General features: G+C 63.9%; 13 protein-coding genes. All 13 read right to left on the bottom strand.

What is annotated here, in order from left to right:
• Nucleotides 1–40 precede the first annotated feature (40 nt).
• The gene (locus UB43_RS03420) at nt 41–1,765 is read right to left on the bottom strand and encodes a hypothetical protein (RefSeq protein WP_045208417.1); all 1,725 of its coding nucleotides are present in this window, start codon (nt 1,763–1,765) and stop codon (nt 41–43) included.
• Complete coding sequence (locus UB43_RS03425; protein WP_045208420.1) at nt 1,762–2,154, bottom strand: hypothetical protein; 393 nt, start codon at nt 2,152–2,154, stop codon at nt 1,762–1,764. The genes UB43_RS03420 and UB43_RS03425 overlap by 4 nt, the downstream gene beginning before the upstream one ends.
• Nucleotides 2,155–2,156: 2 nt before the next feature.
• Nucleotides 2,157–3,893 (bottom strand): hypothetical protein, encoded by a 1,737-nt coding sequence (locus tag UB43_RS03430; RefSeq protein WP_052969496.1) that lies wholly within the window; start codon nt 3,891–3,893, stop codon nt 2,157–2,159.
• A complete protein-coding gene (locus tag UB43_RS03435; RefSeq protein WP_045208422.1) occupies nt 3,894–4,403 on the bottom strand; it encodes a hypothetical protein in 510 nt (169 codons plus the stop codon).
• 38 nt (nt 4,404–4,441) lie between these two features.
• On the bottom strand, nt 4,442–8,044 hold the full coding sequence (locus tag UB43_RS03440) for a phage tail tape measure protein (protein ID WP_177329769.1): 3,603 nt from the start codon (nt 8,042–8,044) through the stop codon (nt 4,442–4,444).
• A gap of 246 nt (nt 8,045–8,290) precedes the next feature.
• Nucleotides 8,291–8,617, bottom strand: coding sequence for a hypothetical protein (locus tag UB43_RS03445; protein WP_045208425.1), 327 nt, complete (start codon nt 8,615–8,617; stop codon nt 8,291–8,293).
• Nucleotides 8,618–8,657: 40 nt separating this feature from the next.
• A complete protein-coding gene (locus UB43_RS03450; protein WP_045208427.1) occupies nt 8,658–9,197 on the bottom strand; it encodes an SH3 domain-containing protein in 540 nt (179 codons plus the stop codon).
• A gap of 65 nt (nt 9,198–9,262) precedes the next feature.
• The gene (locus UB43_RS03455) at nt 9,263–9,997 is read right to left on the bottom strand and encodes a hypothetical protein (RefSeq protein ID WP_045208429.1); all 735 of its coding nucleotides are present in this window, start codon (nt 9,995–9,997) and stop codon (nt 9,263–9,265) included.
• Nucleotides 9,994–10,185, bottom strand: coding sequence for a hypothetical protein (locus UB43_RS03460; protein ID WP_045208431.1), 192 nt, complete (start codon nt 10,183–10,185; stop codon nt 9,994–9,996). Before UB43_RS03460 ends, UB43_RS03455 begins: the two co-directional genes overlap by 4 nt.
• Before the next feature lie 4 nt (nt 10,186–10,189).
• The gene (locus tag UB43_RS03465; protein ID WP_045208433.1) at nt 10,190–10,648 is read right to left on the bottom strand and encodes a hypothetical protein; all 459 of its coding nucleotides are present in this window, start codon (nt 10,646–10,648) and stop codon (nt 10,190–10,192) included.
• Nucleotides 10,645–11,214: a phage tail protein gene (locus UB43_RS03470; protein WP_045208435.1), complete on the bottom strand. Its 570-nt coding sequence runs from the start codon at nt 11,212–11,214 to the stop codon at nt 10,645–10,647. Before UB43_RS03470 ends, UB43_RS03465 begins: the two co-directional genes overlap by 4 nt.
• Nucleotides 11,215–11,558: 344 nt before the next feature.
• A complete protein-coding gene (locus UB43_RS03480; protein WP_045208438.1) occupies nt 11,559–11,807 on the bottom strand; it encodes a hypothetical protein in 249 nt (82 codons plus the stop codon).
• A gap of 55 nt (nt 11,808–11,862) precedes the next feature.
• Entirely contained in the window at nt 11,863–12,888 is a 1,026-nt protein-coding gene (locus UB43_RS03485; RefSeq protein WP_045208439.1) for a major capsid protein, read from the bottom strand.
• Nucleotides 12,889–12,930: the final 42 nt, after the last annotated feature.

Here is a 12,930-nt window from a genome sequence, read left to right on the forward strand (position 1 = left end):
ACCCCTGCTCGGGGTGGTAATGGGGTGCCGTAGATCGCCGTCAGATCCAGCAGAACGGAGCGGTAATCTCCGAGCGCGGGCGGGCGATCTCTTTCGTGACGGGGTGGTAGCTGGCGTTGACGGCGAAGTTGTCCGTCGACGGGATATCCGAAGGCACCACGTCGGCTCCGGTGGCGATGATCTTGGCGGTGCGGAACAGGGCCACGCCGCTTGAGTCCTCGCCCCAGCTCATGGCCGTCAGCTGGTTCGACGGCCTGGCGATGGTCCAGTTGGCGTTACGGAGGTAGCTGTCCTCGCCCCAGACCAAGCTGATGCTGACCGGCCTCAGGCTGTTCCCCAGCAGGCTGGCGAGGTTCGGCCATACCGGCGAGTCCTCGCCGATGCCGTACCGGTAGTCGTGGCCTGGGTAGCTGCCGGCCAAGGACGTCGCGCCGACGTTCATGGTCCAGGACTGCTGGACTTCCTCCTCGCCTTGCTCAAGATCGAAACAGGGGTATCGCCCCTGATCGAACCAGGTTCCGCCGATGCCATCGAGCGCCTGTGAATAAGTGCGAGTGAACTGGTGGGCGATCTTCAGCTCGGCGCTCAACACCTCGACGCCGGCGCGGTAGATGCTCATCGACACTGCGCGGTAACCGGTGCCCTCGGCCTTCGGCGTCACGACCATGTCACCAGTCCCGGCGCCGAGGAATTCGCCCGTGTCCATTCGCAAGCACGTCAGCGTCCCGCTCGTCGTGATTGAAGGCGGCCCGTGGTCCTCGCTCAGGGTGTATCGGTGGGTACAGCTGAACTCCACCAGGGCGTCCGCCTCATCGAACAGCAGCGCTATCAGCCGGTTCTGGCGCTCGGCCGTTGCCGTGCCTGAGCACTGGAACAGGGAATAGCGGGTGTTGATCGGCATGTTGTCGGCGGTCTTCACCATGTCGCCGGCGCGGAAGGTCACGTAGGCATAGCCAGGGTGAAGCGGGTCAGGCTCCTCGCTGACCTTCACGAACTCCACCGCCCATTGTGCCCAGGTACCGGAGATCGACGGCTTGATGGTGTATCCGCACACCGTCGAGCGCGTGCGCAGGACGCCGAGCGAGGCAGTGAAACTCGGCCCTGCCCCGGACAGCTCCAACATCAGGAAACCGGACGGCATGAAGTTCTGCGGGCTGATGTTCGTGTTTCCGGTGTTGACCCAGCTGTGCAGCTCGATCACCACCTTTCGGCCGTTGCTGCTGATGCTGCCAACCCGCATCACCACTTCCGGGTCGCCCGGCATGACGGTCTCGCCGGTTGAAGCCTGGCCCAGGTCGGTCAGCGTGGTGCTGATGGTGACCGGTGCCCATGCGTCCGTGCCCAGGTAGCCAAACGGCACAATGGAAAGCGTCAGGGTCAGTGGGCTGTTCTTGTTGATCCGCCCGTTGACCACGCTCGGCGAGGTGCGCACCAGCCACCGGCCGCCGGCTTCGTCGATAACCACCCAGCCGTTCAGCGGCTTGCCGAAGAGCTGCAGCGTGGAGCCCGACAGCAAGGCGTAGTTCTGCCACACGCGCCCCACCGCTGCCTCCGCCTCCCACTCTTCCAGCGTCATGTCCAGGTCAGGGATGCCGGGGACCTTGAGCAAGTGCGTGTCGTAGTCGGCCGGCGCGTAGAACGGGAGGTCCCAAATGCCGTAAGGCGACCAGACCTTGGGGGCGAACTCCCCGCCGAAGGCCAGGCCGTGCCAGGTGTGGCCGATCCTCGCCACCTCATCGAGGAGGAACCGATTCGCGTCACTCATGGCCCGGCACCCTCGGTCGGCTCAGCGTAGATCTGCACCACCTCGGCGCCGTTGGCGTCGACCGACTTCACCTGCTTAATGGGCTTGAGCTTCAGCGTCAGCAGGCCGTCAGAACTGGTGACGGTGTACTCGTCGTAATAAGTGCGGGCGTTGTAGCTGACCTCGGTCAGCGGGCTGGCGATGCCGCCGCCGGTCCCAGTATTCGCCGGCGGCGTGTAGCTCGACCGCCCGGTCTGCGCGGGCTTCGCACCCTTCCGCTCCAGCTCGTTCAGCTTCCCAATTTCGCGGCGCTGGCTTTCCAGTGACTGCAGGTCGCTGACCAACTGCTGGGACTTGCGCGCCGACGTGATACCGCCGCCGATCGCGCGCCGCTCATCGGCAAGTGCCATGGTCAAAGCTCCAGAAGGTCGTTGGGGATTGCCACCCGGAAGGTGGCCTTACGTTCTGCGGTGAACTCGTCGCGGTGCTCGGCCGGCACCTCCGGCGCGGTGAGCTGGAAGCGGCGCGGAAACTCATCCGGGGGCGAGCCCGGCGCCGGGTTGTCGTAGTTGCCCGAGAAGCCGTCCAGCGCGTCGTCGTACTCCATCAGCCCTTGGCCGCGAATCTGGCTCGGCAGCTGGATGAGCTCAGGGACGCTGCCTTCCGGCTGGGTGTCCGGCGGCACCGGCAGTTCGAGCGGGTCGGTCACCGTACCGCCACCGCGGCTGATCGACAGAGTCAAGGTGGTGAGCGCCGACTGGTCATCGATGCTCCACTCGTCAATGATCGAGAAGACCTTGCCGCGCGCCCTGCAGCGGTCACCAAGCTCCAGCGTCTGCACCAGGTCCAGCCCCAAGGCCATTGGTGTCGGCACCTGCCAGGACACCTTGTTGCCCCTGTGCGCAGACAAGATGCTGACGGCGGCCGTGGCCAGTTGGCACTTCACGCTCGCGGCCAATCGCTCGGCCTCGCGCAGGTCAACCACCCAGTCGCCTAGTGCGTCCTGCTCGGCATCCGAGTCCGGAGCGCCGAACTCGGCCGACTCCCACTCTTCCGCGCGCTCCAGGTCGCTCTCCAGCGCGGCGCCGTCGCGACGAAGTACCTCGCCGGCCTGCGCCACGCTAGTCGGCGCTTCCACCGTGAGGGTGTACGTCTCGGTGATCGACTGCGCCCAGCGCATGCCGCCCACCACGTTGGCCGCCAGCAGCAGGTTGTCGTAGTTGTTCTGCCAGGCCTGGGGCGGGTCGCAGTACACCCCGCTCAGCGGCAGTGTGAGCAGCTCGCCGCCGTTCAGCAGCCGATAGCCAGCGCTGTCCAGAGCGTCCTGCAGCATGTCGGTCGTCGGCAGCTCCGTCGACTCATGGCGCCAGATACAGAAGCCTGTGTCCACGGCCCATCCCTGGATATCAGGATGCTGCCAGCTGAATGCCTGGTGCCGTTCGCGCAGGCGCGAGAAGCGATAGCTGATGGACAGTTCCACCCGGTTGATGCGACCGGACAACTTCGCCAGCTCCACCGACAGAGACCGGTCAACGGTCGAGCCGGCACCGAAGATTACCTCCGGCATGGTGGAGAGCCAGGGTGTGACACGTAGCTCGCCGGAGACCGAGCGGTCCAGGCTGGCCGGTATGGTGCCGAGCCGCTCCTTGGCGTAGTCCCAGCGGCTGCGTCCATCCACAGCCTCGAAGACATCTGCCGACCACTGCCCACCCACCAGAGCGTCGATGTCGGCAATCTCCATTGCCTCAATCAAGTCCTGCAGGCGGTCAGTTGCTTCGCACGACACGATGCGATTGACCGGGTCGTAAGTCGGCTGCTCCAGCCAACCAGAGAAGCGCCGCTCCTCCTGCCAGCCTCCATCGAGCATCCGTTGGAAGTAGATCTCCACTGGACGGCCGGTCCACGCGATCACATCAACCCCGGTGTTGGGCAAGTACAGAGCGAACTCCGCGATAGCAGCTGCGCCCTCCTCCCGCTCGATTCGCACAGAGCCTGTGATCTGCCCTGTGACGTCCTCGACGCCAAGGCGAACCCGGCAAGACCAGACCACCCAATCCGGAGTTGCTACCGGCTGCGGCTCGGGCGTGGAACCTCCAACCGATACGCCGTTCAGCGGAACGATGTTCAGCGCCGCGCCGTTGATCAGCATTCAAAGTTCCTCACAGTCGATCTGCCATCCATGGATGGCAGCAGAGGCATCCAGATCACCACGGCGGCTTGTCGCTGTGACGGTAAAAATCGGCATCCAGCAAACGCGGTACAAAGTGGCCCCCGGCACGGGGGAGACTTGAGCAACATCAGCATTCATCTCCACCGCTGCGGTCTGCCACTGTCCCAACACGAGGGCTTGCGCCCACGGAGCGACGTCAGGCCGCGGAACGCCATTGAGGCGGAATTCCAGCTCTGTACCCGCCATGCTCATGGGCTTGGTGCAGCGCAGCTCCAGGGGCTGCCTGTAGTCCAACCCGTCCAGACCAGGCGGCATCCACCCTGTTCCGCTGATGCTGATCGCCGTCTTCTGCCAATGCGTCATCGGGACGCCCTGGCCGGCACTGAGGCGAATCAAGGCCTGCCCACCCAACGAGGAATACTGCTGAGACGGTGCCCCTGCATGAAGCTCGATGGGCACGCCGCCCAACATGACCATGGGTAACGACATTCAGTGCTCCAGAAATGAAACGCCCCGCATGTGCGGGGCTAGTTTTTGGATCGGCGGTGGCCACTCTTGAGCGAGGTTCGATGCAACTGTCGAGCAACGTCTTCCTCTGCCAACAGGCCGTACTGACGGCCGTCGATAGTCAGGTAGACCGGGGCCAGCGGCGGCGATGAGGCACCAACACCTGAGCCAGAGTTATCGGCGCCGGTGAGTGCCGGAAGCGCGCCGATCATTGCCACTCCGCCCTCGGCAAAACGAGGCAGGCGCAGGCCATTCAGCGCGTGAACTACGTCCGGCCCATAGTGCCGAACCGCCCTCGCAGTCAGAATCCCCTCGCCATTGCTGAGCCTGGCCAGGATGCTATCGCTGGTTCCGGTACCCGGCCCACGCAGCACGCCGCCGGTGGCATACTGCGGCAGAGACCCAGCACTATCACCGCCAAGAAGGTCCTCTGCCCGCTTGCCATTCGCATCTCCCGTGGTGACCAGCGTCACCGGGATCTGCATGTACTTCGCCCACTCTTGAGCAAGCGCAACCAGGCGCTGCCTTGTCTGCTCCTCGGACTCTTCATCGGACTGGTACCCGATGGTGATCCGCTTCAGCGCGTTGGCGTACTGGATCAGCTGCTCAGCCTTTTGCTTTTCCGCTTCGAACGAGGCTTGCGCACTGTCGACGTTGATCTGCGACGCCGCATCAGCGACCTGCTGCAGCTCGCGCGCGATACCTTCGAATCCGTAGGTGTTCTCTCCAGCATCCCGAAGCGCTTCCAGTATTCCGGCGGCGCGCTGAGCTTCCTTCAGAGCCGTCCCGGTATCTCCAGCCTGCAGCGCATTGCGCGCCGACGACTTCGCCGTCATCAGGTCGCCGAAGGTGTTTCCCTGCTGTTGCGCCCCACCCTGAAAGCTCGACACCAGGTCGGAAAATCGCTGAAGAATCTTTTCCCTTTCTTTTCGCGCGCCCTCCAGCCGCTTGTTCGCGGCATCGTAGGCTTCCAGCTGTTTGGCGAGCTGGTCCTTCACCTTCGACAGCTCTGTCCTCCGGATCGTGTCCAACCGCAACTGGTGGGCCGACTCGGCAACCTCCCGAGCCTTCAACTCCTGCTCAATGGCCTCCCGAGCCTTGGCATACTGGCGAGACTCCCGATAGGCATCCATCGCCTCGGGACTCACAGCGGCTGTCGGGCCGTTCTTGGCGAAGTCTGCGCGGCTGATCTGTTCTGACAGCTTCTGGTAGTAGGTCTCCGCACCGCGGAGTCGCTCCAGGTAGCTGGCCCGTTCCGTCTCGGAAAGCTTGGCGACCTCCGCCGACGTCAAGACCATCTCGTTCCTGTAGGGCTGGAACTTGGTCAGTGTCTCTTCAAGCGAGCGCGCATAGTCCTCCTGGTCCTTCTCCAGCGACTTGAGCTCCTGGTGGATCTGGTACAGCTCATAGAGCTGGCTCGCAATGATTCCGTAGCCGCCAAACCGAAGGGCGGCGCCAAGATTGATCTTGCCTATCGCGGCCCCCAGCTGACTAAACCGCCCGGCCAGACCTGGGAGAGAGGCACCAGCGGCAGCCGCGGCGGCGGGTGTCGAGGACAGGTGTGCCAGGAACAGCGAGAACGGCCCACGAATAGCCGACAGCACCACGCCCAACGCCTTCCCTGCCACGCCAAACGCTACGATGGTGACCAACGAGACGCGCACGCCCTCAGGCAATCCATTGAAGGCATTCAGCAGTTCCACCAGCAGGTTGACCAACGGCAAGCCATTGGCCACGGCCTGGCCGAAGGACAGCTGCAAATCGTTCAGCGCCGCCTGGAAGCGCTCAACCTGCGCCTGCGGCGTGTCCTTCATGATCCCATAGGCTCGCTCGGTAGCGCCGGCCGCTTCGTCCATGCGCTCGACCTGGTCCACGAACGCATCGATCTGGTTGGTCAGTGCAAGAATCGCCGTGCGACCTTCCGTGTCCGGGATGATCTCTCGCATCGCCTCGAAGCCGAGCTTCTTCTGCGCGATCTGCTGCAGGGTTCCGGCCAGACCATTCCAGCGGATACCCAGCTCTTCCATGCGCTTGGCAGCTTCCGGTGCCGGCGCGGCGAGCTGATTGATCGCGCTGCGCAGAGCCGTGATTGCGATCGGGGCCTTAATGCCCTGAACGGTCATGCGAGCGATCGCCGCGCCAACTTCCGAGAAACTCACGCCAGCAGCGGCAGCACTCGGAAGCACCTGGCCCAGGCCGGCGGCAAGCTCGTCGAACTCGACGACACCATCCTGGATGGCAAGGAACAGCTGGTCATAGCGCCCGCCGAGCTGGTCGACTCCTTCGCCGTAGGCATTGATGATGGACAACCCTACGGAGGCCGCAGTCTTGGTGTCGGACATACCGGCGACAGCGGCCTTGGTGGAAAGCGCCAGGGCCGTCATGGCGTGGTCTGTGTCGACCCCACTGCCGAGCAGGTCCCGAAGTGCCGCAGCGCTCTGCGCTGCAGGCTTTCCCATGTCCAGGCTCAACTGCCGCACATCGCCGGACATCGTCCTGAGCCGATCGCCAGCCAGGTCAGTGATCGCGGCGATGCCCGCGATCTGCTGTTCGTATGCCGCGTACTGACCAAAAGAACGCTGACCTACCAGGGCAACGCCACCGAAGGCAGCAGCGCCTGCGATCAGCTCATTCTTCACCTTGCCCAGGCTGTCGCGCCAACCGTTGGTCTGCAGCTGCAGTTCGCGGGTCCGCTCGACGAGCCGGCCGTACGCCTGGGCAAGCTCCGCCCCGGTAGCCTGCCCCGACGAGCGCAATAGCGCGTAGTTGCGCTGGAGCCTCACGACCTCGGCATTGATGTCCGTGAAGGGGCGAACCCCGAGAGCGTCACGGGCCGATGCCACTCCGTTCTGCAGCGCGATCTGCGGAAGCTGCTGCGCCATCTGCTGCCGGAGCCGAGCCTGTTCGCCAGACAAGTTGCGGGTGTCGACTCCTGCGGAACGCAGCTGCGTACCAAGGCGAGCAAGCTCCGCTCGCTGATTGCCCGCAGTTTTCTCCAGGCCGCCAAGCTCCTGCCCCACCTGGCGATAGTTCGTCTGCAGAGCACGCGATGCTGCCTGCCCGCGCTGCATCTCCCCACTCAGCTGGGCGAGCTGCGTCTTCGCGGCGGTGAGTTCGCCGGGGTTGATCGAGACAGCACCCAGCTTCAGTTGCTCGCGAGAAACACTACGCTGCAGGCGCTGGAATTCCTCGACGGTGGCGCGGTACTGCTCTTGCATTTGCTTGCTGGGATCAGCGGTGCCGGCCAGTTCGTTGCCCAGTTCGCGCACGCGGTCGCGCGCCGCAGCAACTGCCCGCTGACCGTATTGCAGCTGGTCAAGTCGGCGAGCGTTGCTCTCCATCGTCCGCACGGCCGCAGCCAGCTTGTTGAAGTTCGACGAGGTCTGCGCGTTGGCGGAGTCGAGGCTGACCAGTTCCTGCTGCATGTCGCGCAGACGGGTACGGGTAGAGCCCAGCGCTTTCTCGGTACCCTGCAGATCAGTCTGCAGCTGGGAGAAGGTGTTGATGCGGGAGACGGGCTGTTGTAGCTGCTTGACCACATCGGCAAAGCTCTTGCCAAACCGACCCAGCTGGCGTACACCAGAATCCGCATCAACCCCCAATCTGAGATTGACGTCAGCCATGCGTTGGAAGCCCTTCATCTGTATCGCGGCACTGGCCCTGGCAATTGCAGCCCCGGCCCTGCTCATGCAGGCCACGATCGTGCTGGTAATCGCAGGCGGCGCTCTCGCGGTAGCGAGCGGCGCGCTAGCGCTTTTTGCTCGCCCGCTCGATCGCATCCAGCGTGTTCAGAAATAGGCGCCAGGGGTAACCCCACGCCCCGTGATGCCCTCGCCCAATCAGCGCCGTCACCACTCCATCCAGACGCTTTAATCGGCCGGCAGCATTGCCTGCTGCGCGGCCATCAGGCGCGCCTGAAACCCGAAAAAATCCGGATTTGCCTCCTTGCAGGCGGCGATCACCTCGCGCACGGCGCTGGGCTGCATTTCGTCAATCTGCTCCCGCGTGAGGGAGGTCATACGGATGAGATCAGGAATCGACGCGTCCTCGAATAGCCCGCGGTCGACCAGGTCGCGGCCGTCCTGGTCCAGCGACTCCAGCCAAGAGCGCACTTCAGCCACTGTCAGCTCTCGGACGAGCACACGCATGCCCGTCGCCTGCAGCTTGATCTCCTTGGTATTGGTGACCTGCGTCATTTTCATTCCCCATAAAAAACCCCGCCGAAGCGGGGTCTGTTCAATTCGATTTTGATGCCGTGGGCACCGTGTCGGCCAACACCCATCCGTCCAGAGACTGGCCCCCCTTGAGCAGGCTGACCTGCTTCCAGCGACCAGCCGAACCACCGATCACCTGGACCGTGGCGCCATAGGGGATACCCGTCACCATCGCCTCGGCCATGTCGGAGGATCTGGACGGGATCGCCGGTGTTTTCATCAGGGCAACGTCTGAGCTTCGGATGACCCAGCTTTCACCCGCCTGCGCGCTGAGAAAGCTGCGCGCAGCTGGGGAACGCCCCTGGCTACCATCCCGGTAATAGGTATTGACGGCGACCAGTAGCGCCGCCAGGGCTGCGACTGGCACCCATGCCCGCAGAGGCATACGTCGCCTCGGCACAACGACCGGCAGGACGACTCGCTTCGACGAAATCTTGGCCACCGGCAGCTCGCCAGAGGCCTGCAAGTTCCGCTTCAGCTCGTCGCGCTGCAGCTCGAAATGGAGATCGCAAAGGCCGGATCCGTTGTCCAGCGCAGGCTGCTCACAGTTGCGGCACTGCATAGGGGCTCCCTCCCAGTTGGAAATGGGAGGGACTTTACCCCCAGCAGCGTTGAGCAGGCCAGCCGTCAGTCCAGGAAGGTGACCGTCATGTACTGCGATACGCCCTGCCCAGACTTGGTGTCGTCTTTCTCGGCCTTCGCCGTGAACTCCATGCCGGCGAACTCGTCACCGATGGCGGACAGCGAGGCCGGCGAGTGGTTGATGCGAAAGACCTCGATGATCACCGGCCGCCCGGACTCGGCCTCGTTGAGGCCGACGAAGACGCTGCGATAGCGCTTGCCCGAAGCGACCAGCGCCTGGACAACGCCACGCGCGGCGTAGCTGTAGTCGACGGTGATATCTACACCGTCTTCCGGAACCTTCGCGGACGCTTTCATGGTGGGGAGGCCCCCTGGACCAACGACGTAATCGGTGCCCTCCACCAGTTCGACGGCGCCGGCCTTAATCACCAGGTCGGAGGCGCCGGGGTTCTTCAGCAGGACCAGGCCGGTCGGGAAGGCACGGTGCGCCTCGCCAGTGACGGTACCCGCCTCGACGTCGTTCACTTCGCCGTACACGGCACGCGCGACGTTGGCGATCTTGAAGTGGCGAGCGTTGTAGGTGACGTTGACGCCGGTGATGCGCGTTACAGCCTTGTCGAGGCCGCCACCGGGGTTCGTGTAGTCCGGCAGTTCGATGTCGTTGGTCTGCGCCTCGTAGGCCAGCGCGCTGCAGTTGCCGACTTCCAGCAGACCAGCCGGGTCCGAGAGATCTTCCAGGTACTGCTTGCCTACGCCGAGGTATGCGCCGTGGTCTTTCATTTACCTTCCTCCTGCTCGGCGCCGATCACGCCTTTACGCTTCAGCCAGGCTTCCTGGTCGGCGGTTACGTCGATCGTGTCGCCCACCTTCTTCTCCTGGCCATTGTGGGTGTGGGGTTTGTTGAGCTTGACCGAAACGAGCTTCGGCTCTTCTGCTGGCTGCCCAGCAGCCGGTGAAGGTTTTGGCATGGGCTTACGCTCCTTGGATGATCACGTGCAGCTGCACGGGGAAAACGAGAGTGCCCGCCGCGAGCCCCTGCCCGGGCGGGAATGGCTTGCTGGTACCGAGAACAACGGAATACGGGCCGTCCTGGCCCCATGGATTTTTCTGCCCTGCCGGGACCTGCAGTGCCCGCACCAGATCGACGTACAGTGAATCCAGCTCGGCGCGATAGGCCTCGACAGGCTGAACCGCTGCAACCAGCCGTCGCCCAATCAGTGCCTTGACGACACCGGCACCCGATTCAGGCGGCGGGTACTCGCCGGGCTGAATGGCAATGAATGGAAACGCCACGTCCTCTGCGCTCAGCAAGTCCTCAAGCCAGCCTTCCTTGATCCTGGTACCAGCGTCACTCAGGTAGCCGTTGGCTGGGACGATCTGTGAGAGACGCGCGACCAGGGCCTGGTGAGCGCGCTCAATTGGGTTGGTCATAGATCAGCTCGCGAGATTTGGCGCTCCACCTCCGCTTCGAGGTCGCGCTCTGCTTCATCGCCCAGCTCATCCAGCAGGGAGCCGAGTACCTGGGATGGAGAGGGGCCATGCAATACGTCGAGAGGTAGCCGCGGCTTACTGGATCGCTCAGCGATCAGACCACCTGCCGGGCCGATGGGCGCGATGAACGCCCCTTCGATCAGCTCAGTCCAGCCCTGCCCGACCTGAACCTCCACCCCCGCCTTGACGCGCCGACCACCCTTACCCCGGCGATAGAGCTGCCGGTGTGGGAACTGGCTGAGCGTCACCCCCTTGCGCCGCGCGTAGATGATCACGCGCAGCTCTTCGGGGGTCGCTGGAATGAAGTTCACCTCGTCCTCGATGTAGCTCGGCTTCAGATGGACTTCATCGCGAATTGCCCGCCAGCTGCGAGTTCGCGTCCGACGGCCTACGGTGTTCAGGGCGATCTGGATCGCACGGCGCAGCTTGTCCGGCGCAACAGCGAAGCGCTGCTCCTGCCGGGCCAAGCCGTCGTACTCGATCCGGAAGCTGCTGTAGCCGGCCATGCGTCACCTCAAGGGAAGGAGCGACCAGCGACTGACTAACCCGTCGGTGTCCAGGTGCTCATCGAGCGTGTACTCGCCATCCGACAAAGTAAGTTGCGCGCCGCGGCGAGGATTGGGGACCTGACAGAGCCGAAGCTCGGCCACATGCTGGACGGCGCGAAAGAGACCGTCGGCGCCCGCCACCTGGACGTCCCTGTCGTGGCACACCTCCACTTCCCTTGGAGGTGCGGATCCGGCGGGTTCGCGATAGACAGGGCGACACCCGCCGGGCCGGCGATCACCGAAGACGTCAAACAACTGGTCATCCGCCCGCCCCATCAGTTCATCGAATGGGGCAGTCACAGTCAGTCACCGCTGTTGTCGTCGCCGCCAGCATCGCCGCCGGCGCCGCCGTCCGGCGTGGCATTACCAGCCGCAGCCTTGCCAACTGTCATGCCATCGTCGTCGGCGTCGATGATGCCCTCGGCTTTCAGGTCTTTGACCAGCCAGCCCGGTACCGGCTGCGGCTGGTCGCTGCGTAGGAGAGCGATCTTCTGACCTTTCTTGTCCTTGGTTTCGATGGTGGCTTTCACCAGGTAGAGTTTGTCCGCCATGTTGCTTTCCTCGATTCAGGCCGCCGATGGCGGCCTGGGTTGGACGTGAGACCTATCAGGCCACCTTGATGACGACGAACTCGTCAGCGTCGAACAGCGCGGGCACCGGCGCAGACTGGGTCTGCACCCACTCCACACTGGGGTTCTTGGTGAACCAGTTCGACGGGTAGCGAGTCGCCTCGGCGATGCCGTCCGCATTGGCCTCGGCATCCTGGATGCCGCCATAGGCCATGACGTTGTCAGCGGCAGAGGGCGCGATCAGAACGGTGTTATCCGGCATGTAATTCAGCTTCGCGCCGGTGCCGTCCTCGTATTGCCCGGTGTAGACGAGGATCTCGTACTCCCCGTAGAAGCCCTTGCGCATCACGACCTTGTCGAGCTGCGGACCGAGCTCCAGCTGCGAGGTGCTGCCACGGCGGGTTTCCAGCATCTCGCGAACAGCCTTGAAGCGGCCAAACAGGCGCCAGGCCTTCTTGTCCATCAGAAGGATGCCGCTCGCGCCGTTGGCGTTGGCCGCCCAGTCCTCGATGTCCTCCGCGGGGTCGTAGGTATCCGGGTCAACGGTGTCCCACTTCGCCGCGCCGATCAGGGTGATCTGGTTACCCGCGGAACGACCGTAGTCCACTTCCTGGGTCTCGTAGTCCTCCCCCTGGACGACCACCTTGCCGGTAATCACCGCCTGAACCGCCATCCACTCCTCGCGGGCGACGATCGACTGTTCCTGATCGAGCAGAATGTCGGCGATGACAGCATTGCGGCGCTCGGCGGCAGTGAGCTCACCGCCGAGCGCTTCGCCCAGCGCACGCTTGAGCAGGCGAGTCGGACGCACCACATCAGTCGGCTTCACGTACGCCGGCTTGAAGGTGGTCAGCACGCCGCCACGCTCGCGGCGAGCGCGGCCGGAAACCATCGGCGCCACGAAAGGCGCCAGGCGGACGCCGGTCTTGATCTTGTCGAATGCCACTTCTTCGGAAGGGAAAGTAGCCACCGTGGGGAAGAACATCTGCAGGAACAGCGGGGTGAACTTGGGCTGGATTTTCTTGACCCCCAGCAGAGTCGTGGTGCTGAAGCCATCGGCCATCGAGGTATCTCCTGAAAAAAGAAAGGACCGCATTGCGGTCCT

The sequence above is a fragment of the Pseudomonas sp. 21 genome (assembly GCF_000955805.1).
Taxonomy (GTDB): domain Bacteria; phylum Pseudomonadota; class Gammaproteobacteria; order Pseudomonadales; family Pseudomonadaceae; genus Pseudomonas.

Coding starts and splice junctions, on each gene's coding strand:
- UB43_RS03420 (WP_045208417.1), bottom strand. CDS start 1,765: ATGAGTGACGCGAATCGGTTCCTCCTCGATGAGGTGGCGAGGATCGGC.
- UB43_RS03425 (WP_045208420.1), bottom strand. CDS start 2,154: ATGGCACTTGCCGATGAGCGGCGCGCGATCGGCGGCGGTATCACGTCG.
- UB43_RS03430 (WP_052969496.1), bottom strand. CDS start 3,893: ATGCTGATCAACGGCGCGGCGCTGAACATCGTTCCGCTGAACGGCGTA.
- UB43_RS03435 (WP_045208422.1), bottom strand. CDS start 4,403: ATGTCGTTACCCATGGTCATGTTGGGCGGCGTGCCCATCGAGCTTCAT.
- UB43_RS03440 (WP_177329769.1), bottom strand. CDS start 8,044: ATGGCTGACGTCAATCTCAGATTGGGGGTTGATGCGGATTCTGGTGTA.
- UB43_RS03445 (WP_045208425.1), bottom strand. CDS start 8,617: ATGACGCAGGTCACCAATACCAAGGAGATCAAGCTGCAGGCGACGGGC.
- UB43_RS03450 (WP_045208427.1), bottom strand. CDS start 9,197: ATGCAGTGCCGCAACTGTGAGCAGCCTGCGCTGGACAACGGATCCGGC.
- UB43_RS03455 (WP_045208429.1), bottom strand. CDS start 9,997: ATGAAAGACCACGGCGCATACCTCGGCGTAGGCAAGCAGTACCTGGAA.
- UB43_RS03460 (WP_045208431.1), bottom strand. CDS start 10,185: ATGCCAAAACCTTCACCGGCTGCTGGGCAGCCAGCAGAAGAGCCGAAG.
- UB43_RS03465 (WP_045208433.1), bottom strand. CDS start 10,648: ATGACCAACCCAATTGAGCGCGCTCACCAGGCCCTGGTCGCGCGTCTC.
- UB43_RS03470 (WP_045208435.1), bottom strand. CDS start 11,214: ATGGCCGGCTACAGCAGCTTCCGGATCGAGTACGACGGCTTGGCCCGG.
- UB43_RS03480 (WP_045208438.1), bottom strand. CDS start 11,807: ATGGCGGACAAACTCTACCTGGTGAAAGCCACCATCGAAACCAAGGAC.
- UB43_RS03485 (WP_045208439.1), bottom strand. CDS start 12,888: ATGGCCGATGGCTTCAGCACCACGACTCTGCTGGGGGTCAAGAAAATC.